At 44.1% G+C, this 24,133-nt stretch carries 21 protein-coding genes and 1 tRNA gene; 10 read left to right on the plus strand and 12 right to left on the minus strand.

The genetic code is table 11. The annotated features are described in order from the left end of the window. Nucleotides 1-52: 52 nt before the first annotated feature. The 3 genes from AM279_RS01745 to AM279_RS01755 are packed head-to-tail and all read right to left on the minus strand — an operon-like array spanning nt 53 to nt 1,270. Complete coding sequence (locus AM279_RS01745; protein WP_054405951.1) at nt 53-313, minus strand: DUF6952 family protein; 261 nt, start codon at nt 311-313, stop codon at nt 53-55. Then, complete coding sequence (locus AM279_RS01750) at nt 294-608, minus strand: thioredoxin family protein (RefSeq protein WP_054405952.1); 315 nt, start codon at nt 606-608, stop codon at nt 294-296. The genes AM279_RS01745 and AM279_RS01750 overlap by 20 nt, the downstream gene beginning before the upstream one ends. Nucleotides 609-631: 23 nt before the next feature. Next, on the minus strand, nt 632-1,270 hold the full coding sequence (locus tag AM279_RS01755) for a peroxiredoxin (protein WP_054405953.1): 639 nt from the start codon (nt 1,268-1,270) through the stop codon (nt 632-634). A 218-nt stretch (nt 1,271-1,488) separates the two neighbouring features. Between AM279_RS01755 and AM279_RS01760 the strand changes: the two genes are divergently transcribed. After that, nucleotides 1,489-3,168 (plus strand): amino acid permease, encoded by a 1,680-nt coding sequence (locus AM279_RS01760; protein ID WP_082344162.1) that lies wholly within the window; start codon nt 1,489-1,491, stop codon nt 3,166-3,168. 203 nt (nt 3,169-3,371) lie between these two features. On the opposite strand, the gene AM279_RS01765 is transcribed toward AM279_RS01760, so the two are convergent. Genes AM279_RS01765 through AM279_RS01775 form a run of 3 tightly spaced genes read right to left on the minus strand, consistent with a single transcriptional unit; the run spans nt 3,372 to nt 7,780 of the window. Continuing rightward, nucleotides 3,372-3,929 (minus strand): hypothetical protein, encoded by a 558-nt coding sequence (locus tag AM279_RS01765; RefSeq protein ID WP_054405954.1) that lies wholly within the window; start codon nt 3,927-3,929, stop codon nt 3,372-3,374. After that, a complete protein-coding gene (locus AM279_RS01770) occupies nt 3,930-5,255 on the minus strand; it encodes a glycosyltransferase family 4 protein (RefSeq protein ID WP_054405955.1) in 1,326 nt (441 codons plus the stop codon). 35 nt (nt 5,256-5,290) lie between these two features. Continuing rightward, nucleotides 5,291-7,780, minus strand: coding sequence for a YfhO family protein (locus tag AM279_RS01775; protein ID WP_054410064.1), 2,490 nt, complete (start codon nt 7,778-7,780; stop codon nt 5,291-5,293). 374 nt (nt 7,781-8,154) lie between these two features. On the opposite strand from AM279_RS01775, the gene AM279_RS01780 reads away from it, so the two are divergent. From AM279_RS01780 to AM279_RS01800, 5 genes are read left to right on the plus strand one after another with little or no spacing between them, the layout of a single operon-like run. Continuing rightward, nucleotides 8,155-8,589, plus strand: a complete 435-nt coding sequence (locus AM279_RS01780; RefSeq protein WP_054405956.1) for a response regulator — start codon at nt 8,155-8,157, stop codon at nt 8,587-8,589. An 8-nt stretch (nt 8,590-8,597) separates the two neighbouring features. Further along, nucleotides 8,598-9,188 carry a biliverdin-producing heme oxygenase gene (locus tag AM279_RS01785; protein ID WP_054405957.1) on the plus strand — a complete coding sequence of 197 codons (591 nt, stop codon included), beginning with the start codon at nt 8,598-8,600 and terminating at the stop codon, nt 9,186-9,188. Between the two features lie 37 nt (nt 9,189-9,225). Further along, entirely contained in the window at nt 9,226-11,487 is a 2,262-nt protein-coding gene (locus tag AM279_RS01790; RefSeq protein ID WP_054405958.1) for an ATP-binding protein, read from the plus strand. Nucleotides 11,488-11,490: 3 nt separating this feature from the next. After that, nucleotides 11,491-12,036 carry a Crp/Fnr family transcriptional regulator gene (locus tag AM279_RS01795; protein WP_074961483.1) on the plus strand — a complete coding sequence of 182 codons (546 nt, stop codon included), beginning with the start codon at nt 11,491-11,493 and terminating at the stop codon, nt 12,034-12,036. A gap of 59 nt (nt 12,037-12,095) precedes the next feature. Then, nucleotides 12,096-12,650 (plus strand): DinB family protein, encoded by a 555-nt coding sequence (locus AM279_RS01800; RefSeq protein ID WP_054405959.1) that lies wholly within the window; start codon nt 12,096-12,098, stop codon nt 12,648-12,650. Nucleotides 12,651-12,854: 204 nt separating this feature from the next. Here AM279_RS01800 and AM279_RS01805 read toward each other — a convergent pair whose 3' ends face one another. From AM279_RS01805 to AM279_RS01815, 3 genes are all read right to left on the minus strand, one after another. Then, nucleotides 12,855-14,123, minus strand: a complete 1,269-nt coding sequence (locus AM279_RS01805; protein WP_054405960.1) for an ATP-binding protein — start codon at nt 14,121-14,123, stop codon at nt 12,855-12,857. Nucleotides 14,124-14,148: 25 nt separating this feature from the next. Further along, nucleotides 14,149-14,523, minus strand: coding sequence for a VOC family protein (locus tag AM279_RS01810; RefSeq protein ID WP_054405961.1), 375 nt, complete (start codon nt 14,521-14,523; stop codon nt 14,149-14,151). Nucleotides 14,524-14,610: 87 nt separating this feature from the next. Further along, nucleotides 14,611-15,885 carry a Glu/Leu/Phe/Val family dehydrogenase gene (locus AM279_RS01815; protein WP_054405962.1) on the minus strand — a complete coding sequence of 425 codons (1,275 nt, stop codon included), beginning with the start codon at nt 15,883-15,885 and terminating at the stop codon, nt 14,611-14,613. Between the two features lie 334 nt (nt 15,886-16,219). Between AM279_RS01815 and AM279_RS01820 the strand changes: the two genes are divergently transcribed. From AM279_RS01820 to AM279_RS01835, 4 genes are all read left to right on the plus strand, one after another. Continuing rightward, nucleotides 16,220-17,623 (plus strand): MBL fold metallo-hydrolase, encoded by a 1,404-nt coding sequence (locus AM279_RS01820; protein ID WP_054405963.1) that lies wholly within the window; start codon nt 16,220-16,222, stop codon nt 17,621-17,623. A gap of 79 nt (nt 17,624-17,702) precedes the next feature. Beyond that, the gene (locus tag AM279_RS01825) at nt 17,703-18,869 is read left to right on the plus strand and encodes a TlpA disulfide reductase family protein (protein ID WP_054405964.1); all 1,167 of its coding nucleotides are present in this window, start codon (nt 17,703-17,705) and stop codon (nt 18,867-18,869) included. Nucleotides 18,870-19,061: 192 nt separating this feature from the next. Further along, nucleotides 19,062-19,143, plus strand: a tRNA-Tyr gene (locus AM279_RS01830). A 130-nt stretch (nt 19,144-19,273) separates the two neighbouring features. Next, nucleotides 19,274-19,801, plus strand: coding sequence for a DUF2911 domain-containing protein (locus AM279_RS01835; protein WP_054405965.1), 528 nt, complete (start codon nt 19,274-19,276; stop codon nt 19,799-19,801). Nucleotides 19,802-19,858: 57 nt separating this feature from the next. Here AM279_RS01835 and AM279_RS01840 read toward each other — a convergent pair whose 3' ends face one another. The 3 genes from AM279_RS01840 to AM279_RS01850 are packed head-to-tail and all read right to left on the minus strand — an operon-like array spanning nt 19,859 to nt 24,033. After that, on the minus strand, nt 19,859-20,983 hold the full coding sequence (locus AM279_RS01840) for a ParB N-terminal domain-containing protein (protein ID WP_054405966.1): 1,125 nt from the start codon (nt 20,981-20,983) through the stop codon (nt 19,859-19,861). Further along, entirely contained in the window at nt 20,973-21,797 is an 825-nt protein-coding gene (locus AM279_RS01845) for an alpha/beta hydrolase (RefSeq protein WP_054405967.1), read from the minus strand. Before AM279_RS01845 ends, AM279_RS01840 begins: the two co-directional genes overlap by 11 nt. A gap of 55 nt (nt 21,798-21,852) precedes the next feature. Further along, the gene (locus tag AM279_RS01850; RefSeq protein WP_054405968.1) at nt 21,853-24,033 is read right to left on the minus strand and encodes a bifunctional alpha,alpha-trehalose-phosphate synthase (UDP-forming)/trehalose-phosphatase; all 2,181 of its coding nucleotides are present in this window, start codon (nt 24,031-24,033) and stop codon (nt 21,853-21,855) included. Nucleotides 24,034-24,133: the final 100 nt, after the last annotated feature.

The raw sequence follows: 24,133 nt of genomic DNA on the forward strand, positions 1-24,133 counted from the left end.
AAAACGCCCCCGTTTCCGGAGGCGCAATTTTTAACCAAATTATAAAAAACTCTTAGTTTTTATCTATAGCTCCAAGAACGCGCATCATAAAAGCATTTAGCGCCTCTTTTTTGCTCAGGCCGTCTTTTATCATTTTGTTTACCTCAAGCGCGCCATACATATTAGATATAAGCTCGGCTACAACATCAAGCTCCTCATCTTTTAAAGAGGGTACCTCAGTAAGGGCTTCCAGAACCTCCAGGGCTTCAATAATATAGTCCTGGTCATTTTGTTCTATAAACTCTGTAAGGTGCTTAATTACTGGTAACTTCATTTACAAGGTCGGTTAAGATTTCTACTTTGTTTGTTTGTACCTGATTAACCAGGGCACCATTCCTAAAAGTTGCAAAAGTGGGCAGGTTGTCTACCTTGGCCAGCTTGCGCGATTCAGGAAAGTTTTCGGCATCTGCAATTATAAATGTAACATTCTCATTTTCAGTAGCCATTTTTTTAAATTTTGGCTTCATGATCCTACAGTTGCCGCACCATCCTGCCGAGTATTGTACTACAACAACCGGCTCTCCTGCAACAATCTCTGCAAGGTTGTCTTTATTTAATTCTTGTAACATGATGGTTTTGTGTTGATTATTAATTAGTTAGATGCAAGGTAAGAAGCTACACCGGCACGGTCTGCAGTCATTGCTTCTTTGCCTTCTTCCCAGTTAGCCGGGCAAACTTCGCCTTTAACCTGCACGTGGGTGTAAGCGTCAATCAGCCTTAGGTATTCGTTTACGTTACGGCCAAGCGGCATATCGTTTACGCTTTCGTGGAATATTTTACCGTCTTCATCTACAAGGTAAGTAGCGCGGTAAGTAACGTTAGAACCTGTAATAAGCACAGTGTCAAGCTCATCGTTATACTCAGAAGATTCAACATCAAGAATGCCAAGCACGTTGCTAAGGTTGCGGGTAGTATCAGCAATAAGAGGGTATGTAACACCTTCAATACCACCGTTATCTTTTGCAGTGTTTAACCATGCAAAGTGTACTTCGTTAGTATCGCAAGAAGCGCCTATTACAATAGTGTTACGTTTTTCAAACTCGCCAAGGGCAGCCTGGAAAGCGTGAAGTTCTGTAGGGCAAACAAAGGTAAAGTCTTTAGGGTACCAAAATAGTAGCACTTTCTTTTTGTTGTTTACCGCCTCTTCATAAACATTGATTTTCAGGTTGTCACCCATTTCAGAAATTGCGTCTACGGTAATGTTTGGGAATTTTTTTCCTACTAAAGCCATGTTGTGTATTATTAAGTTAATTATTTACTTTTTCTGTATTGCAAAAATAGGATAGTACTTACATTAAGGCAGATGATATCCATCATCTTTATCTATTTTATGATAGAAAAAATCTATTATATAGAATTTAAAGAATAATTTTGAATTATGCAAATAACCTGCACTTTTTTAATTTAAGTTTCTATATTTGTTCAAAACCATAAAACGCGACACTTAGAATGGCATTTAAAGACCTTTTCCGTACAAAACCTATTAGTAAAATACTCCAGCAGGGCGGCGATGGCGAACATGGGGGACTTCATAAAGTTTTGTCGGTTAGGGATTTAACCTTCTTTGGTATTGCGGCCATCATTGGCGGGGGCACGTTTAGCGCCATTGGCAATGCCTGTTTTACAGGAGGCCCCGGTGTTATATTACTGTATATAATATGTGCCATAGCCTGTGGTTTTACTGCCATGTGCTATGCTGAATTTGCCAGCCGTGTACCGGTTTCGGGTAGTGCCTATACCTATGCCTATGTGTCTTTTGGTGAGCTATTTGCCTGGATTATAGGCTGGGCGCTTATTATGGAATATTCTATAGGCAACATCTATATTGCCTTTAGCTGGAGCGGTTATTTTACCAAGCTTTTAGAGTCATTCCATATACATCTGCCTGAATGGCTGACGATTAACTATACCGAAGCCCACCGTAACTTTCTTGAAAATAAACCAGGAGAAGGCTTTAACGCCTGGCAAAACGCCCCAATGCTGGGTAGCCTGCGTATTATTTTTGACCTGCCTGCGGTGTTTATCAATGTGATTATTACCTACTTAGTATACCGCGGCACTAAAGAGTCTAAGAACTTTAGTAATGCCATGGTGGTTGTTAAGTTGCTGATTGTCTTGCTTGTAATAGTAGTTGGTGCATTTTATATAGATATTGATAACTGGACACCCTTTATGCCTAATAGCTTTAGTGGTGTAATGGCCGGAGTATCAGCGGTTTTCTTTGCCTACATTGGTTTTGATGCCGTTTCAACCCTTGCCGAAGAATCTAAAAACCCGCAGCGCGACCTGCCTAAAGGCATGATTTACAGCCTTGTAATATGTACGGTGCTGTATATTATCCTGGCGCTTGTGCTCACCGGTATGGTGTCTTATACACAACTTGGCGTAACCGACCCGCTTGCGGAAATATTTGAACTTAAGGGAGTTAAGTGGATGCTGTTCATTGTTTCTATAGCTGCTGTAGTGGCCATGACCAGTGTTATGCTGGTGTTCCAGTTGGGGCAGCCACGTATCTGGATGACTATGAGCCGTGATGGACTTATGCCCCAGAAATTCAGCAAGATACATCCTAAATACAAGACCCCTGGCTTTGCAACAATTGTTACAGGTATAGTGGTTGGCCTGCCTATTTTCTTTACAGATGAAACCTTTGTGCTTGATTTTACGAGCATTGGCACCCTGTTCGCCTTCGTTTTGGTGTGTGGCGGGGTACTAATGCTGTCGCCAAGGAGCGAAGAGGAGGAGGCCGAGTCTAAAACCAAGGGCAAATTCAGGATTCCGTACATCAATTCGAGGTTTATATTCCCTGTTTTGATTGTAATAGCTTCAGGCATAGTGCAATACGCATTCCCCAATTTCTTTACAGATACCTTTGATTTTTCGGGAGATGCCCTTACCACAAATGTTTCTATGGTAGCGTTTTTCGTGCTTTGTATAGTTATGGCGGTGCTGGCCTTCGTTAAGCAGCTGTCACTCATACCGTTACTGGGGCTTGTGTCATGCTGCTACCTGCTAACCGGTATGGCAGCCTCTAACTGGATGTGGTTTGGTGCATGGCTGGTTATAGGCCTTGTAATTTACTTTATATACGGCAGAAACAATAGTAAGCTAAACCTTACAAAGTCATAACAAAAAGTGCTTAATATTTCACTTTTGGAGTTTGAAATTCATTTCTAAAGTCGAAGGTCAAAAGTCATAAAGTCCAAAATTCAGGTTCTGAAATCCGTCACCTGAAGTTGCAAAAAACTAACAACCCCGAAACATCCGTTTCGGGGTTTTGCTTTAAAAAAAAATTCACGATATATCGTGAATTTTGAAATTTTCTACTTTGTTTAAAACGCCATTAGTTTTTTCTTCTTCTTTATAATGTAAACGCTGGCTACAAACATACCTGTTATGGCGCCTATGTAGCTAAAGTTGTGCAGGCTAAAGGCCATCATAAAGTCGTCCGGTTTTTGCAGGCCATTTGGCAGGTAGCCAAAATTCAGCATATTTTTACCGGTAAGGAACAATTTTCCAAACACCAGGCCGGTTAAGGATATTACTGCCGTAACCAGTGTTGTAATGCCCATAGCTTTGGCAATTGTAATAAGCCGGGTTTTAGGGCAAATAATGGGCAGGCACAGCACCGTTAGGGTAGTGCCTATTATAAGGCCCATCCACCAGCTGGCCATAATAGCAACCTGTGCAATTTCGGTTAAAGGGAAACCCGTATCCGTTTCTAATCCGGGTATGTTTTGCCTTACGCCATATTCTATAAACTTAAATTTGGTAAAAAACTCCGGGCAAAACAGGTACAGCAGGCAATCGTTGATTATGGCATAAATAGCTGCTATTATGCACGATAGTGGCAGTAAAACAAGTAAGGTATTTCTTTTAGTCAGTTTCATTTACATAGATTTCAGCAATTCAGCCAGTTGCCCCGTAAGGCTTTTCCTTGAAAATTGCTGCAGGCCAATGGGGTAGCTTTTCAGGCTTCCCTGTTGGTAGTGTTCAAAATAGGAGAGCAGGGTTTGCTTCAGCCTGTCCTTTTCGGTGTAGGTAACAAATACCCCCGTGTTTGTGGTGCGTATAATATCGGCAAAGTCAGCACCACCGGGGCCAATGGCCACAATGGGGCGTTCGCTTACCATGTATTCAAACAGCTTGCCGGGTATAATACATTTGGTCTCCTCACGGTCAATCTCCACCAGTAGCAGTACCTGGCTCTTGCGCTGCTGTATTACCGCTTCTTCGTGGCTAACATAGCCCAGGTTGTTTACATACCCGTTAAGGTTGTGGGCGGCAATGCTGTTTAGCACCTCCTGGCTCACGGCACCTATCAGTTTCAGCTCAAAAGCGGCTTTAAAGGCTTCCTGTTCTGCTATCAGTTCGGCAATGGATTCCCATAGTATCTGCGGGTTGCGCTCTGATAAGAACGACCCTATATGCGCCAGCGTAAACGTAGCGTCAAGCGGTTGTTTAACCACCTTCTCCACATCATAACCGTTGGTAATTACGGCAATGGGGCGGGGGGTAAGCGCCTCAAACTCTCGCTTTGTGGTGGGGCTGGTTACCAGTACGGTATCGGCTGTGTTGAGCACCTCTTTTTCCAGCGCTTTATGTTTGGCTTCCGCCGAAGCCGATAATTTCAGTTCCTTATGGTAGCCAATGGTAGTCCACGGGTCGCGGAAATCAGCCAGCCATTTTACTGCCGGTAACTGCTTTTTAAGGCCCAGGCCAATAAGGTGCAGGCTGTGTGGCGGCCCGGTGGTAATAACCACTTCAATGCCGTTTTCCTGTATGTATTGGGTAAGGTATTTTATTGATGGCTTAACCCAAAGCACCCGCGCATCCGGAATAAAAAGGTTGCCGCGCACCCACAGCATCAGCTTTTGCAGGGCGCTCTGTTTCTTTTTATTCGGAATAATACCGCTGCTTATTTTCTTTGTACTGCCCTTGCTAAATGCCGAAGCCCATGCATAAGGCTCTACTATCTTGTGTTTTATAATGGTAGTGTCAGGGCTTACTTCTGCCAGCAGGCCTTCGTCTATCAAAGGGTAGGTAGGGTTTTCAGGAATGTAAACCACAGGCTCAACGCCATAGCCCGGCAGGTACTTAACAAACTTAAGCCAGCGCTGCACACCCGGCCCACCCGCAGGCGGCCAGTAATAACTTATTATGAGGACTTTAAGCCCCCTAACCCCCAAAGGGGGAATTTGCTCGCTCTTGTCCATAATATAGCTTTATCTTACTCTTTATGGTTAGAGGTTTATCCTTTTAAATTAGGAGCCTGGGCTTTCTCCCCCTTTGGGGGACGGGGGGCTTCATACCACACACCCGCACCAATAAGCCCAAGCAGCACCACAAAGCTTATAAGCGATATCGTTCCGCCGGTTTTAACCACCTGTGGCTCAAACTTAAACTCAATTTTATGTTTGCCGGCAGGCACGTTCATGGCGCGTAGCACATAATCAGCCTGGAAATGCGTGGCAGGCTTGCCGTCAATATAGGTGTTCCAGCCATACGGGTAGTACATTTCGCTAAATACCGCAAGACCATCGTTAGTATTGTTAGTGTTATAAACCAAATGGTTAGGCTCATAAGATTCCAGTTTAATAGTAGCAGCGCTGTCTTTAACAAAAGAGGTCTTGGCTATGTCTTTGCCAAATTTCTCCTTGTTTACCACCGCTACATCCCTGCTGTTTAGGTTGTCCAGCGCCTTAAACTCCTCATCGGGCGTATTTACAGGCTTCACGCTGCTTACAAACCAGGCCGGGCCATTGGCAAACGGGTTGGTTACCGGCGGTTGTTCTTCGCCCAGCAGCATATATTTTACGTTAAGCAGGTCAAGTACTGGCACCGGCTTTTTAAGCAGGCCGGTTTGCGGGTCTATATCAATCTTGTCAAAGTTCTTCTCAATATTGTGGGTAAACAGCTGGTCCATCCTGCGGGGGCGCACAGCACTGTAGCCGCCCACACTCTGGTGAAAGTAAGACGCGCGGCCCTGTAGCCTTCCCTGCGGTTCATACACACGGAAATGCCCTTCGTCCCTGCGCACAATCTCGTCGGCCACGGTAGCGTCAAACGGTTTTTCCATTTTAATGGCGCCCACAAAGTCTTCGGCGTTTACATAGTTACGGTCAACAAAATACAGGTCGCCCACAAGCAGCACACCCAGTACAATTACCGCAGCCATTTCGCTAAGCTTTTGCCTGCTGGCGGCAAACAGCACACCGGCAGCGGCTGCAACAAGCAATATAGAACGCCACAGGTCGGCCATATACATATCCATACGCTGCTGGCGCAGGGCATCAACAAAAGAATTGCCCATTTCGCCATAGCCCTTGCGGTACTCTTCATCGCGAAGGCCTGTAAAGCTAAAGCTGCCCTTAAGTACCATCAGCGCTACAAAAATGCCCAGTACCACGGCAGCGCTTTGCCACAGGTATTTAAACTGTTTGTCTTTTTCGGTTTTAAAGAAGGTTTGCAGCCCCATAAAAGCAAGGGCTGGCATACACAGCTCTAAAATAACCTGTATGGATGATACCGCCCTGAACTTATCATACAGCGGCACATAGTTGATAAAGAAGCTGGTTAGCGGGTCAAAATTCTTACCCCACGACAGCATAAGCGATAATACCGCACCGCCAAGGAAAACATATTTAAGCTTGCGGGTATCGGCAAAAAGGGCAAATACCGCAAGGAAGAATACAATAGCGCCTATATAAGCCGGGGCCTCAACAATAGGCTGGTCGCCCCAGTAGGTAGGCACGTTTGCGGCAAATTCGGCGGCTTCGCTCGGGCTGGCACCCAGTTCGCTTATAAAGTTATACATATGTGAGTCTTCGCCCACGTTTTCGCGGTTACCGCCACCAAAAAGGCGCGGCGATATAAGGTCGAAACTCTCGGCAACACCATAGCTGTATTCGGTAATATAGCTGTATTCCATGCTGGCATCGCTGCTTTGCTTGCCGTCCTGGTTAAAGCTCAGCTCGCTCTTGCCACGGTTACTAAAGGGAGTGTATTCGGCAGTAGCCATAAGGCTCCCGGCATTAAGCCCCAGCGCCACAAGGCCTGCCACGGCAAACACACCTACTGATGTACCCAGGTGTTTGTAGTCTTTTTGTTTGGCAATCTTCACTACATAATAAATGCCCAGTATAAGCAGTAAAAACAGCAGGTAGTAGGTCATCTGGAAGTGGTTGGCCTGTATTTCGAGCGCTGTGGCTACAAGTGTGAGCAGCCCCCCCACCACATAGCGTTTTCGGAATACCAGTATTATACCCGCCACAATAAGCGGCATATAGCCTATGGCGTGGGCCTTGGCGTTATGCCCGGCCCCTAATATTACAATCATATAGGTACTGAAACCAAAGGCCAGCGCCCCAAAAAATGCTTTTAAGGTATCTATCTTAAGAACCCTTAGCAGTACAAAAAAGCCCAGGAAATACAGGAAAAGGTAGTCTGCCGGGCGGGGCAGGAAACGGATAACGCTGTCCAGCTGCTTAATGTAGTTGTGGGGGTATTTGGCACCCATCTGGTAGGTGGGCATACCGCCAAAGGCATTGTTGGTCCAGTAGGGCTCTTCGCCGGTATCTTTACGGAAATCGTTCATTTCCTTGGCCATGCCGGTATACTGGGCAATATCGCTCTGAAAAAGCTGTTTGCCCTGCAGCACAGGGTAAAAATAAATAAGCGCAACCACTATAAAACCGCCAATAGCAAGCAATTGGGGCAGTATCCTGTTAATATTTTTCATGTATGGAATGTTAGCCTGTATAAAAAAACGGCGTGAAGATACAGATTTTTCCGCTATTGCCCATGCCGCAGGTGCCATGCAGGGATATCTTTTTGGGTTGCGGCACATTTTTAACACAAAGTTTTATAGCCACCTAAACGTAAAATTTTGTGACTTTTATATCTCCTCTGCAAGTCTTTGTGAAATTAAATTGTGTCAATGCATCATTTTGTAACAAACTTGTATCAGGCTGTAATACAAAACACAAATAATAGTGATATATTTACCCTTTGCACTTCACCTTACCTCACGTTAAATTTTGGTTTTGAAAGACTTTTCGGTATTTAATGCCTACCTTTGCTATCAAGGCCGCCAACACCTAAAAATCCGTAAAAATGAAAAACGAGTTAACCATATTTTATACTGATGACGACCAGGAAGACCTGGAGTTCTTCCGTGAGATAGTAGGGAGCATAAGCGATGACTGGCATGTAGTTACCCAAAGCAATGGCCCTGAGTTGCTGCACGCGCTCGATAACCCCCCGCCGCACCCGTATGTTGTAATGCTTGACATAAATATGCCGGGCATGACAGGGTTTGACGTGCTTAAAGCCCTGCGCAGCCAGAGGGAGCATAAAGAACTGCCTATTGTAATGTTTTCAACCTCGCGCGATGAGGCCGCTATAGAAAAAAGCCGCCTGCTGGGCGCTACCTACTACATACCCAAGTCGGGTATATTCGAAAACCTTAAAAAATCTATAGAGCACGTGCTGGGCATTAACTGGCCAAGCTTTATAACTACCGATAAAAATTTTGTTTACAGCCTATAATTTTAATAATGGAAAACACAACAACAGCTCCGCTTTTTTTAGAAAACCTTAGAAACCTTACTGCACAGTCGCACACCGCCCTTGAGGCCCTGCCGGTTTCAGAATCGGTAGTAAACCCTGCTATTACAAATGCAGAATATGCCAACTACCTTAACCTAATGCACGATGTGGTTAAAGATGTGGAAGAAAACATCTTCCCTCTAATTGCCACGGTTATTACTGACCTTGATGCCCGTAAAAAAGTAGCCCACATTGAGGCCGACCTTGCTTTTTTAGGCCATGCTAAAGACGGTTACCAAAAAGTGCTTACCGGTAATTTACAAAACATTACCCCTGCATTTGCACTTGGTGTTGCTTATGTGGTAGAAGGTTCTACACTGGGCGGAAGGGTAATTCTTAAAAACATAAACACCGCGTTGGGCCACGATGCCGAAAACGGTGCTGCATTCTTCTCTGGCTACGGTGGCCAAACCGGCAGCATGTGGAAAGGCTATTTAGCGCCTTTTACCGCTTTTGAAGCCGAAAACAATGCCGGTGCCGAAATTATTGCAGGTGCTAACCACGCCTATGATGCTATTGCGGCACACTTTGGCAAATAATATCTAAAAAAGACATACTACCAGACCCCCAGCCTTTATGGAAATAAAAGATATTGTAAACCGCGATATTGTAAACCTTACAAACTGCGAGCAGGAACCCATACACATACCCGGCAGTATACAGCCCCACGGCTTTTTACTGGGTATTAAAGAAGGTTCTTTTATAATAGACTATTGCAGTGCCAATACCGCCGAGTACATTAGCCTTTTTCATAGCCAGCTGTTGGGTAAAACCTTTGCAGAAGCCTTTGGTAATGAACCTTTTTCAGAACTAAAGGCTTATGTAGAGAGTGGCAAAATGCTGTCGTCTACACTGTTGCGCACCACCCTTGCCGGGGTAGATTTTGTGTGTACCGTGCACAACAGCAACGGCATTTTTGTGTTTGAGGCAGAGCCTGTTATACTCCAAAAGCTTTTGCCCAGCGAAATGTATGTACAAACGTCGCAGTTTTTAAGCTACATGAGCGATACCCATTCGCTTAAGGGCTTGTGCCAGTTGGTGGCCGATGGTACCCGCGAAATTACCGGTTATGACCGCGTAATGATTTACCGCTTTGACCAGGATTATAACGGCGAAGTGTTTGCCGAAAGCGTGCGCGCCGACCTGGAGCCGTTTCTTGGCCTGCATTATCCGCATACCGATATACCCGCACAGGCGCGTGAACTTTATATGCGCAACCTGCTGCGCCTTATTGTAGATATAGACTATACCCCGGTGCCCATTTATACCCTTGATGATGCAGCCGATAAAAACGTAGACCTGAGCCTTAGCGTGCTCCGCAGTACATCGCCCATACACGTGCAGTACCTGCACAACATGGGGGTGGGGGCTACGCTTACCATATCGCTTATTTATAAGAAAAAACTGTGGGGGCTTATTGCCTGCCACCATTATTCGCCTAAAAACCTTACTCCCGAAATTAGGCTTGCAGCACAGTTGCAGGGGCACTTTATTACATCGCAGATTGATGTGCGCCAGGCCAGCGAAGAATATGAACTGGCACGAAATACATCTATTGCCGTTGAGAAAATGAACGCCATTCAGCTGGACCGTGCGGCTGATTTAAACTCGGTGGTGTTTTCGCCTGATATTTTAAAAGTTGCCAATGCTACCGGTGTAGCGGTGCTTTTTGACGGCCAGATTTACAAAAACGGCCACACGCCAAAATCAGAAGAAATAAGGCGCCTGGCCAGCTGGGCAGCTACCTACAGCAAAAACACAACGCTGGTTACTGATAAGCTCATAGACTTTTTGCCCGAACATAGAGATATGTGCCAGAAAACATCGGGCATATTATACCATTCGCTCGATATGAACAGCGATAACTGTATTATATGGTTCAGGCCCGAAACCAAAACCGAGGTGCACTGGGCGGGCGACCCTACAAAATCAATAGAAAAGGATGAAAAAGGCCTTTCGCCACGCCGTTCTTTTGCGTTGTGGAACCAGCTTGTAGAGTGTAAGAGCAAGCCCTGGCTACAGCCCGAGGTTGATGCCGCGGCCTCTTATGCACACGCGCTGCAACGCCAGATAAACCTGCTTATCATAACCCTTGAGGAAGAAAAATACCGCCGCCTGAGCGAACTGCTGCGCGAAACCAATTCTGAGCTTGAAAACATTAACTGGATAAGCACGCACGACCTTCAGGAGCCCCTGCGCAAAATACAGCTTATAGCATCGCGCATCCTTGTAAAGGAAGAGCAAATGCCGGTTAACGTACAGGACAGCATTAAGCGCATGAACGATTCGGCTAACCGTATGCAAACACTACTTATAGATATCCTGAAATACACCAGGCTAAGGCACTCGCAGGATGCCAAAGAAAAGGTAAATATGGTTGAGCTTGTAGAGGAGGTAAAAGGCGACATGGCAGAGGTTATTGCTGAAAAGAAAGTATCCGTTTGGGCTGAAAACCTGCCGCTTGTAGAGGGTGTGCCTTTCCTGCTTAAACAGCTTTTAAGCAACCTGTTTGCCAACAGTATTAAATATGCAGCACCGGAGCGCGAACCGGTTATAAAAATAACAGGCAGCCACGAGCTGCAACCGTATAATGCCGATGATAAAACCCTGTACCGCGTGGTGCACGTGGCCGATAATGGTATTGGCTTTGAGCAGCAGTATGCAGAACAGGTGTTTAACATATTTACCCGTGTGCATACCTCGCCCGAGTTTAAGGGCAGTGGGGTAGGGCTGGCATTGTGCAAAAAAATAATGCAGAACCACAACGGCTATATAAGGGCCAGCAGCCAGGTGGGGGTGGGCACGGTTATAAGCCTGTATTTTCCGGCAGAAGTGTAGTATATGGATGTTTTAAGGCAGCTCCTGGCACGTATAGACGGTTTTGATGTACCGTTATGGCAGCCGGAAACACTGCGCTTAAAACGCAACGAGGTGCTTACTGTGGCCGGGTATGTGCATACTGATATTTACTTTGTAAAAAGCGGTGCCCTGCGCATTTACCACCAAACCACGGAAGTCGAAAATACCATACGTTTTGGTTATGAAGGTTCGCTATTTACCGCGCTCGACTCATTCCTTACATCTAAGCCGTCAGTCTATGATGTGCAGGCCATCCGCGCCAGCGAATTAATGGTTATGAAAAAGGCCGACTTCGACCGTTTTATAAACAGCCATATAACCCATTTACAGTTGTGGAACCAAATGCTGGGGTACACCATAACAGCCCTGCTTGAGCGTGAAACCGACCTCCTTGCCGCCACGCCCCGTGAACGTTATGAACGGGTATTACAGCGTTCGCCACAACTTTTTCAGCACATACCGCACCGCCACATAGCCTCATACCTGCGCATGGCACCCGAAACGCTGTCGCGGCTTAAAAAATCTTGATTGCCGTCAATGTTTTCATGGTGGGTTGTGTGCAACTTTGCAGCATCAATCAGCAATCAATGAAAACAAACAGTTCAGCCCTTTTACTTCAGTTAACAAATATTGCACAGCACGACTTGCAAACCATAGAGGCATTTGCAGGCCTACCGGCGGAAAACCTGGCTAAAAACCCTGCACCCGAGGCGTGGAGCGCCCTGCAATGCCTGGAGCACCTTAACCTGTATGCCGTTTTTTACCTGCCGGAAATTGAAAAAGCCTTAACCAATGCCGGTACTGCCCGGCAGCAGTTTAGCAGCGGGATAATTGGCAATATGTTGGTCAATAGTATTATACCCAAAGAAAACGGCAAAAAAATGAAAACCTTTGCTGCTATGGAACCTGAAAATCTGGGAGATGGGCAGGAAGTGCTAAACCGGTTTATCGCTAATCAGCGGCAGCTTATCTTGTTTTTGCAACATGCCGCTAACGCCGATTTAAACCACAGGGGTGTTGCAGTAACATTTACAAGCCTTATAAAACTGCGCCTGGGGGATGCGCTGCGGTTTATGGTACACCACCACCACCGCCATATTTTGCAGGCACAGCGCGCATTAGGCAACACTGTAAAAAGTTAAAGCCCCGATATTTCAAACGTGGAAATATACAGGGCTTAACAAACCAACCAACCAATTATTAACAAACCTCAAATCAGAGACTTGTATATAGTATAATGCAACTTGCGTGCCAAAGTGGAAAAGTAATGTAATTTTTTTTATTACATTTTAGTTAATGTTTTATGGGGATAAAAAAGCCGCCCGGTAAAGGCGGCTTCATTACAGCTATTTTTTAGATGTTAGCCAAGGTCTTGCTTTTACATATGTTGTGAAAAGACTATCTTTAAAACGATAATATCTATCACGAACTTTAATTAATTCGGCACCATATTCATCACTAACTAAGTGACCAACATATTGACTTGGATTATCTATATCATAATCAATAGCAACTTTGTAGGCGTCGCTGGTAAGTATTTCGCCATCCTTTTGAATAACTTCTACAAGTGATTTTAATACACCCTCACGTTGATAAGATGAAGCTACCGCCTTTTTGTATCTGCCTTCTAAAACAGGGTCTGCCTCTTTTTCGGCAATCTCATTTAAAGTATCCGTGATAAAATTTTCATCAAGTTCATGTCTTGGCTCAAGATATGCAGTTCTTAGTGCTTGTTTACCAATTAAATGTACTATATATGGATGACCGTTGGCCAAATCAATTAATTTATTCGTTGCAGTATCATCAAATTTGATGTGGTCATTGATTGAGTTCTCTGCATTTCTAATAATTTCGGTTAATTCTGGATTACTCATAGATGGCAAATTGATAACACTGCCAGCAAATAATCTATCAGTACTGCCATGTTCTTTCATTAGATATTGTATATCTTGTGCTACTCCGACTATGCAAAATTTAAGTCCTGGTGTGTTAGTAGCTAATGATTTTAGAAGCTTTGCAAAACCACTTGGATCATCAATTTGATCAAATTCATCAACTACTATTAAAATTCCATTTTTAGTAATTTTAGCTTTTAAGATTTCACTAATGATATTTTGGAATATTACATCAATTTCATGAGATGATATCGATGGAATACTGGTTTTTTCAACAGAATCATCTCCTCCAATTTTTAAAACACCAATATCTAAACCTGACTGAAATTTACCTAATTCTTTTCTTGCAGAAGCTATATCATAAATCCAATCAAGAAGACATTCTTTAGTAGTAATTAGTCTCCTTAAAAGATCATCTATAGTTTTTATATTATTTCCACAAGCTAAATAGATTGTTAGATAGTCTAATTTTGCATCGTGATATATATTAAGCTTATCCAGTATTTCGTTATTGCCTTGTCCGATATTAATTATCTGTCGTGCTAAAGAGCTTTTTCCAATACCTCTCCCTCCAACAATGGCGATGTTAGCTCCGTCTGTATTTAGAGCATAATAAGCGTCTTTAACTTGCGCTTCTCTTCCTGCAAAAAGTTTTGCATCCGTAATTTCCCTTGCTGGAATAAATGCATTGGCAATTTGATTTATTGTAACCTGTCTCATATAAATGATATGATATAATGTTCTATTAATTAAAAAACTCGCCAAAATGCCACAGCACCCCGCTTGGGTCGTGCACAAAGCACTCGCATCCCCATTCCTGCACACGTATGGGGCTTACACGCGCCCCCGGGTACTTGCCGGGCAGGTCAAGGGCTTTCAGCTCGTTGTAAAAACGTTCGGTGTTGTCAACCTCCATAAAAACCATGGTGTTGTTTACCCAGTCTTCGCTGTAATAGCGTTGCAGGTAAAAGGCAAAGGTGGGGTTGCCGTTGCTTAAAAACACGCTCATTTCGGGCCCAAGGGTATGCTCTTCAAAGCCCAGGTCGCGGTAAAAAGCCCGGCTCAGGTCAAAGTCTTTAGCGCCAATAAACGGGCGCAGCGATTTAGCATTGTGATTCATAGCAGTTTGGTTTGTTGCGCCAAGGTACTACATTTTAGCCAATAAAAAAGGCGCCACAAAGGCGCCTTTTACAGGAACAGGTTTTATTTATGGGAATATACCCCTTTGCTTGTAAGCCATCTCAATACGCACAAGGGCTACAATGTAAGCGGCAGTCCTCCAGTCAGTCTTATACTGTTCAGATGTGGCAACCACTTTACCAAAAGCCTCTTCAAGCTTGCGCCTAAGTTTGGCAATAACATCTTCCATATACCATATCTCGCCGTTGCGGTTTTGCAGCCACTCATAGTAAGAGCCTATTACACCGCCCGAGTTACAAAGTATATCAGGAATAATTTCAACACCGTTAGCAAGCAATATTGCTTCGCCGTCAGTATCGGTAGGGCCGTTAGCGCCTTCGGCAATAACCTTAGCTTTGATATCGGCAGCGTTTTCATCGGTAATCTGGTTACCCAGTGCCGCAGGGATTATAATATCGCAGTCAATAGCAAAGAATTTGCTGCCGTCAAAATCGTGGTCAGTATAACCATGAATAGTAGCATTGTCTTTCTGGTATTGCAGCAGGTCTTCAGGATCCATGCCGTCAGGGTTGTAAATAGTACCTGTAGCATCCTGAACGCCTACGAGTATAGCACCGTTTTTGTTCATAAAATGTGCAGCCCAGTAACCCACGTTACCAAAGCCCTGTACAATATATTTTTTACCTTCAAGGGTAGTGCCGCGCAGTTTAGCCCATGCTTCAAGGGTTACCACAACGCCAAAGCCTGTAGCCCTGTCGCGCCCTTCAAGCCCGCCAGATCCTACCGGTTTGCCGGTAACCACGTGCTGGTTTTTGCTGCGTTCTGCCGGGGCCTTAGTACTCATATAAGTATCGGCAATCCATGCCATCATTTGGGCGTTAGTATTAACGTCCGGTGCAGGGATATCGTGCTCAGGGCCTATGTTGTCGCCCAGGGCAAATGTAAACCTGCGGGTAATGCGCTCAAGTTCGCCCTGAGAGTATTTTTTAGGGTCAAGCTGAATGCCACCTTTACCACCGCCATAAGGCAGGCCTGCAAGCGATGTTTTCCAGGTCATCCAGGTAGCCAGTGCACGTGCGGCATCCAGGTCTACCGTTTCGTGGTAGCGAAGCCCGCCTTTGTATGGCCCAAGAAAGTTGTTGTGCTGCACGCGGTAGCCGGTAAACACCTGTACCTCGCCATTATCCATCTTTACAGGAAAGTGCACAACAATCTCGTTATTTGTTAATGCTAAAATTTTCTTTAAGCTGTCGTCAAGGCCCATTACTTCGGAAGCCTTTTCAAACTGGTTTTTTACGTTTTCATACATCCCCATTCTGCGGGGCTTTGCATCTGTAGCCATATTTAGAACTTATATGCTTGGTTGTTATAGTTTTTGCATCAAAATGCTACACAAAGGTATAAACAAATTTGGACTGCCATTAAAAAATATTTAAAATTTTCAGGATTAAATTATGATTTTTAAAATTAACAGTTTCATTAACATATTTTTTGTGTGAATATAATAATTATTTTTGCGTTTACTACCTGCCTTCAAAAGTACACGGCACATTTTTAAACACAATTTGGTCCTGCTATTACCCTATTAAAATTGGGGCAGGGTAATGTGCTTTTTGATATATTTGCAATGCCATCCCCATAATTAAAATTGGGCGGCGATAACTTTATTTTGAACCATGAAGATTGAGCAAATTTATACCGGCTGCATTGCACAGGCAGCCTACTACCTTGAAAGTAACGGCGAGGCCGCTATTTTTGACCCGCTAAGGGAGGTGCAGCCCTATATAGAAAAGGCAAAAAAAGACAACGCTACCATAAAATACATATTTGAAACGCACTTTCATGCCGATTTTGTTTCGGGCCACATAGACCTGGCGGCTAAAACCGGTGCACAAATTGTATATGGCCCTACGGCACAGCCTGCTTTTGATGCCCTTATAGCAACCGACGGGCAGGAATTTAAAGTGGGCGCTTATACCATTAAGGCCCTCCACACGCCCGGCCATACGCTGGAAAGCACCTGCTACCTGCTGCTGGACGAAAACAACAACATGCACGGTATTATTACCGGCGACACCCTGTTTATAGGCGATGTGGGCAGGCCAGACCTTGCACAGGCGCTTACCGAATCGCTTACGCAGGATGTACTGGCATCGCACCTGTATGACTCACTCCGTAATAAAATAATGGTATTGCCAGATGAGCTTATAGTATACCCAAGCCATGGCGCAGGCAGTGCCTGTGGTAAAAACATGAGCAAGGAAACTACCGATACACTGGGCAACCAGAAGAAAACCAACTATGCACTGCGTGCCGATATGACCCGCCAGGAGTTTATTGCCGAGCTGCTTGATGGCCTTGGCCGCCCGCCGGCATATTTTCCGCAAAACGTATTAATGAATATTAACGGCTACGAAAGCCTTGATACCGTTATAGAAAAAAACAAAGCCCTTACACCGGCACAATTTGAGGCCTTGGCTAACAGTGCCGATGCACTTGTACTTGATGTTAGGCATGAAGATGACTTTGTTAAAAGCCACATACCGGGTTCTATATCAATTGGCCTTAACGGAAACTTTGCCCCTTGGGTAGGTGCCCTTATTATGGATGTTAAGCAGCCGCTTTTGCTGGTAATACCGGAAGGTAAGGAAACCGAAGCCGTTACCCGCCTTTCGCGCGTGGGGTTTGATAATACCCTGGGCTACCTTAACGGAGGCCTTACAGCATGGCAGGAAGCCGGTTTTGAGGTAGACAGCATTCGTTCTGTTTCTGCGGAGGCGTTTGCCGATGCTTATACTGAAAATATTCCTGTGGTTGACTCCCGCAAGCCGGGCGAGTTTGATGGCGGACACGTACAGGGTGCGCTTAACATTCCGCTTGATTTTGTAAACGAGCAGCTGGCAGAAGTGCCTAAAGACGGCGATTTTTACCTGCACTGTGCCGGTGGCTACCGCAGCATTATTATGGCCAGTATTTTAAAGGCGCGTGGCTACCACAACATGATAAATGTAGAGAAGGGTTTTGGTGCTATTAAAAACACATCGGTAAAAACAACCCTTAATGCACCTGCGGCTTTATAAGCTGTATAATTTTTAAGCCCTTATAATGCGCACATCATAATTTTAAATACTTTTGCGCATCATTAACAAACAAAAAACAATGAAAAAAACAATTGCATTTTTAGCGTTGGCTGCCGTTTCTTTAGTATCGTGCAACAACCTTAAAGATAATGAATATCAAATCACAGGCGAAATAAACAGCGCGCTTGAAGGCAAAAAGGCAATACTTGAAAAAGCAGGCGGTATGTTTGGTACCGTGCCTGTTGATACCGTAGTTATTAAAAACGGCGAGTTTGTTTTTAAAGATTCACTTAAAAACACCCTGCCCGAAATTGCTTACATAACTATTGAAGGTGTAGAAAACCGCCTTGAGTTTGTACTTGAGCCGGGCGCTATAGACCTTACTGTAGATAAAGACAGCCTGTTTAAATCTAAAGTAGAAGGTACGTATAATAACGATAAGCTTGAGGAGTTTAACCAGATTAAGCTTAAAGTACAAAACAAGTTTAAAGAGTATGGTAAAAAATTCAAGCCGCAGTATGAAGAGGCTATGAAAAAGAACGACCAGGCTGCTGTAGATAAAATTATAAAAGGCCAGGATGTACTGCTTGTTGATGCCGATAAGGAGTATGTTAAGTTTATGAAAGAAAACCCTAAGGCTTTCTATAACCTGTACGTTATTCAGCAGGTTGCACAAATGCAAAAGACGGATATGAAGGCCCTGTCAAAAATATTTGAAGGCTTTGATGCATCTATAAAGAAAACAGAGCGCGGCAAGCAGGTTGCAGAAGTGTTTAAAAACTTTAACCAGCCACAGCAACCACAACAGGCACCTGCAGCGGTTAAGGTAGGCGATGCAGCCCCGCAGTTTAGCGCCCCAACGCCTGAAGGCAAACAACTATCGCTTAAAGAAGCTATGGGTAAAGTTACCATTATAGACTTCTGGGCATCATGGTGTGGCCCGTGCAGGAAAGAAAACCCTAATGTAGTGGCGCTTTATAATGAGTATCACGCTAAAGGGCTAAACATAATAGGTGTATCTCTTGATAAGGAAGGCGAGAGCGCTAAATGGAAAGAGGCTATTGCCAAAGACAAACTGGCCTGGAACCACGTTTCTAACCTTAAGTTTTGGGAAGACCCAATTGCTAAGCAATATGGCGTGCAAAGCATACCTGCAACGTTTATACTTGACGCAAGCGGCAAGGTTGTAGCTAAAGACTTAAGGGGAGATGACCTTAAAGCCAAGGTTGCAGAACTGCTTAAATAAGCGTACAGATATAAAATACCAAGGGCCCTCACAGTGTGAGGGCCTTTTTTATAAAAAATAATACAACGTTAGCGCTTAGCTTACAGGGTATTAAAAAATAGTTATTAATTATGCCCTAAATATGTTTGGATAGTTAAAAAACAGCACTATATTTGCAACCGCAATAGCGAAATACTGCTGTTGCCACGGTTTGGGGAGATACTCAAGCGGCCAACGAGGACGGACTGTAAATCCGTTGGTTACACCTTCGCAGGTTCGAATCCTGCTCTCCCCACCTCAATAAAGCTTCGGTTTATACCGGAGCTTTTTTTGTTTTATTGATGTATTGATTTCGTCATTTATCGCTTTCATAAAACCCTGCTTACGGTGGAAATGGTTACATTTGTGCAAACCGCAAACAAATTATGAAACGTTTTTTACTTACTTTTTTACTATGTGGCATGTTTGCCGCACACGCACAAAATGCAGCTAAGCCACAGGCTTCACCCACACAAACCGTAAAACAAAACTTTGGTACAGGCAGTATAGACCTTTCTTACAGCCGCCCGGGCTTAAAAGGCCGCAAGCTGGGTGCAGACCTTGCCCCGTATGGCAAAGTGTGGCGCACCGGCGCTAACGGGGCCACCACGTTACAGTTTTCTAACGATGTAACCATAGGTGGTACTGCCATTAAAGCCGGTAAGTACGGCCTGCTAAGCATACCCGATGCTAAAGAATGGACGCTTATTATTACTACCGATGTAAACGTTAATGACCCATCGAAGTACAAGCAGGAAAACGATGTGGTAAGGGTAAAAGTACCGGTAGCCAAACTGGCCGAAAAAATGGAAACATTTACCATAAACTTCGCTGAATTTACAGATAGCAGCTGCAACATTGTCCTTTCCTGGGAAAATACCGCTGTTGTACTGCCGGTAAGCATCAAAAAATAATACTCACGCCCGTGTTTAAAAAAGTAAAAGCTCCGGGAGAACCGGAGCTTTTGCTATTTATGGTTTTTTTCCTATCAACTTAAAAAAAAGTTCCAATAGGTTCTTTGGTTCGGTCTGCTGTATTTTAGGTTCATTATATATTGTTCCTTTTGCCCACACCCTGAGTGTAAGCTTATTTGGGATTTTTTTTCTAAACCACATGATTTGCCCGTTATATGGAAATTGGGTGCGGCAATCCTGATATAAAACTGTGAGGCTGTTAATAATACTTATATTCTTATTTTTCTCAAAAACTTTTAGTCTTTGCGATAACCACAGGTTCTTTTCGGTATCATTCGATTTTGCAGCTTTTATAAAAACCTGTGTCAGTTCTAAATCCAGTCTTGTTGTAGTTAAAAGGTAATTGTCTAATACATCGGTTAAAAAAGTTGATTTCTCAAAATCAAGATTTTCTAAGTTAGGATTGTTTTCAAAAAAATGCTTAAATTCAAAACCTTTAAGCAACGGCTGCACATATCTCAAAATTTCTTCTGTATGCTTCTTGTCCAGATTTAATGATATATATACGCAAGGAATATCTATTCCTAACTTAATATAGGCTTCAACTTTATGATGGCCGTCTATTATGTATTCTGCACTACAATCGCCTGTATCGTCATGGTAAGCAAATGCTACAATAATCTTAGGCCTTGCACCTTCGCTAATCAAATCTGTATAATATTGTACCCTTCCAGCGTTTATGCTTGCTTTTGGACGTGTATAAAGACAATATGTTTTTTTAAAATCAGGAAAAAACCATCCTGAAAATAGCTCATCTTCGGGTACGGTATCAGAATAAACCGTGCTGTAATCGTGAAGAATTTTTGTTTTCTCAGGTTTTAATATGGTTATGGTTGCTGTGTATTCTCCATTGTCAAATAAATTAACGAAAGGGCTTACAGCCGAAAGAATTTCTTCATCGGTACCTTTAATGAGTACTTCGTTCAGCTGCACGGTTAGTTTTTCCCGCTCATCATCTGTCAGGTTCGAAATAGCATAATATTCCCCAACACTGCCCCTGCAATCTGGCCAGTTAACCGCAAGGGCTCTTTTAATAGCAAGACAGCTTGAGTAATTATCTGAAAGCAATTTAATAACGCCTTGTCCGTTTGTTACCGATATTTTTAAAGATTTATTTTGCATCTTTCTTCGACTCCAAAACCCGTTTTATCTCATTAACCAGTAGTGGCAGTGCCGGATATACCATATCGTGCCCGTAGCCGTCTATTTCAAACAGGCGGGTGTCTTTATGGCCTGACAGCTTCATCATACGCTCCATGTAGGCGTTTTCTTCGTAGCGGCCCAGCATTTCCAATTCGCGGTTGCCGGTTATAAGCAATAGGGGTGGGGCATCGGCCCTCACGTGGAATAACGGCGCATACTCATCAATAGTTGGCTGTTTTTCGGGTATGCCTTTTTCTTTACGGATGGTAAAATGCGTTATACACTGCGGGCTAAAGGGTATAAGCCCGGCAATTTTATTGGCATCAATATTATGTTTGGCAAGGTATTTTTTGTCAAGCCCCACCATAAGCGCAAGATAGCCCCCGGCCGAGTGCCCTGAAATAAACACCTGTCCGGCATCGCCACCATAACTGGCAACGTTATTAAACGCCCACGCTATGGCCGCAGCGGCATCTTCTATATAGGCAGGTGCGGTTACCTTTGGGTTCAGGCGATAGCCCACACCTATAACGCAGTAGCCCTTATCTTTTAAATATTGCGGAATTTCTTTACTGCCGCCGGTTATACCCCCACCGTGAAACCACACAATGGTAGCAAAGCCCTTTGTGTTTTTTGGATAGTAAATATCCAGTACGCAGCGTTCGGCCTTGTATGCATCGTTTTTATAATCGGCATCCGGGTAGTAGCGAATGTTTGTTTTGGTGTCATATTCGGTTTTTTGCGCAAAGGCAAGGGTGCTTACAAACAGCAGTAAGGCAAGGGCTTTTTTCATTGGGTTTGATTATTGTTGAATGCTAAAAGTACAAATAAAACCCAATGCCTGCAACCTAAGCCGGGTGCCCTTCAAACTGGCTGAGCAATTCATGCACTTTTTCAACCGACTTTATACGGTACTTAGCTGCTGTATTGCCCGGGCCTACCTTAACCGAAAATTCGTTATCGGCGGTAAGCAATTCAAACATATCTTCGTCAGTCTTATCATCGCCAAAGGCAATAACAAAGTCGTGCTCGCCACACAAAATATTGTTACGGCAGGTGGTGCCTTTGTGGGCCATAAAGTGCTTAACCTCTATAACCTTGTTGCCGTCTATAATTTGCACCGGCGTGTTGTACAGGTGATTTTTAAGCAGCGTTAGCAACTCGCGAGACATAAGGAAACCCAATTTTTCCTCAACATTACGGTAATGAAACGCCACGCCAAACTCCTTGACCTCTACAAAACTGGCGCTATTAAGGTCGGCATACTGCTGCATAACATCAATAACACGTTCTTTCCATTCAGGCATTCCGGCAATAATAGATTCCCAGCCGTGTTCGCGTTTAATATAGCCTCCGTGCTCGGCCACAAGGCCTATGGGCAGGTGGCCCAGGTGCTGCTCAAGGAAATTCCTGTCGCGCCCGCTTATAATCCATACTTCATTTTTAGGGTCGCCTGCAAGGTTGCCCAACAGGTTTAGTAGTTTTTTATCGGGCACGGCCAGCTCAGGGCGTGGCTTAAGGTTAACCAGCGTGCCGTCAAAATCAAGCAGGAACAGGCGTTTTTGGGCGGTTTCAAAGGTATGTAGCAGTTCTTCCTTTACCTTGCCAGAAAGCTTTTGCGCCTTGTTGTCATGGTCGTGCATTTCTTCGGTATCGGTAAGAAAGTTAGTCGCCCATCTAAACACATCGTGCTTGCGCAGATAGTCCTGCATGCGCTTCATTTTTACTTCCTGTACTTCCTGGGGCATATTAAGGGCAAGGGCAATTTTTTCGCCGGTCAGTTCGGTATCAAACGGGTTTATGGTAATGGCTTCCTGTAGCTCTTTGGCAGCACCGGCCATGCTGCTCAAAATAAGCGCGCCTCGTGCATCTTTACGGCTGGCTACATACTCTTTTGCCACCAGGTTCATTCCGTCGCGCACAGGCGAAATTAAGGCCACATCAGCGCTGCTGTACAGGGCTATCAGCCGGTTAAAATCAACCGACTGGTACTGGTACACCACCGGTGCCCATTTATAGCTGCCCATAGAGCCGTTTATACGCCCAACGTTAAGCTCTATCATACGCTTACGCTCGCCATACTTGGTTATTTCTTCGCGTGAGGGGACAATTACCAGCAGGAATACTACTTTTTCCCGCCATTCGGGATGTTTAAGCAAAAAGTTCTCAAAGGCGTTAAGGCGGTTGTTTATGCCTTTAGTATAATCCAGCCGGTCTACCGAAAAGATGATTTTCTTGTCCTGGTAAAGTTCCCTGATTTCATTACGAAGGGTAGCCACCTCGGGCTTATCGTAAGAATCGTAAAATTTATCAAAGTCAATACTTATGGGGTAAGAGCCTACTTTAGTGCGGTGCGTATCCTGGTTAAAAATAAAGTTACGCTGGCTGTAGCCCATTATTTTCTCTACACATTCGGTAAAATGTATGGCGTTGTCCCATGTATGGAAACCCGCAAGGTTAGCCCCTAAAATGCCGTCAAGGATATACTTTTTTGCATTGCTGGGCAGTATACGGAAAATTTCAAAGTTGGGGAAGGGTATATGCAGAAAGAAACCAATTTTTGCATTAGGGTGCTGCTGGCGCACTAAATTGGCAAGCCCCAGGAAATGATAATCGTGTATCCATACAATATCACCCGGTTCATAAATTTCATTAACCTTTTGTGCTACAATTTCGTTTGCGGTTTTGTAGGCTTCAAATCCTTCATCATCATACTCAACATAACTTGGAAAATAATGAAACAGTGCCCACAATACTGAGTTACTAAAATTGTTGTAAAAGCTTTTATTAAGTTTTTTATCTAAAAAAACCGGTTCGGTTTCAAAGCTTTTGGCAAAGTCGTTTTTATGGTTCTCCCAGGTAGATTTTTCAAAATCGGCCACACCCACCCAGGTAAGGTTTGCCTTACTTTTTTCGGCATACGAAAGAATTGCTGTGGCAAGCCCCCCGGCGCTTTGTGTTATTACGGTTTTACGGTTTTGCTTTTTAATAGACAGGGGCAGCCTGTAGGAGATAGTAATTATTTTCATTATAGGTAATGAACCTGTACGGAGTTTTTAGCCACACAGGCCATACCGTAAAGTTACAAAACCCTTATTTTACAGGCTGTTTACCTATTGTTAGTTAACA

Origin of the sequence: Flavobacterium akiainvivens (assembly GCF_001278115.1) — a bacterium.
GTDB classification, from domain to species: Bacteria; Bacteroidota; Bacteroidia; order Flavobacteriales; family Flavobacteriaceae; genus Flavobacterium; species Flavobacterium akiainvivens.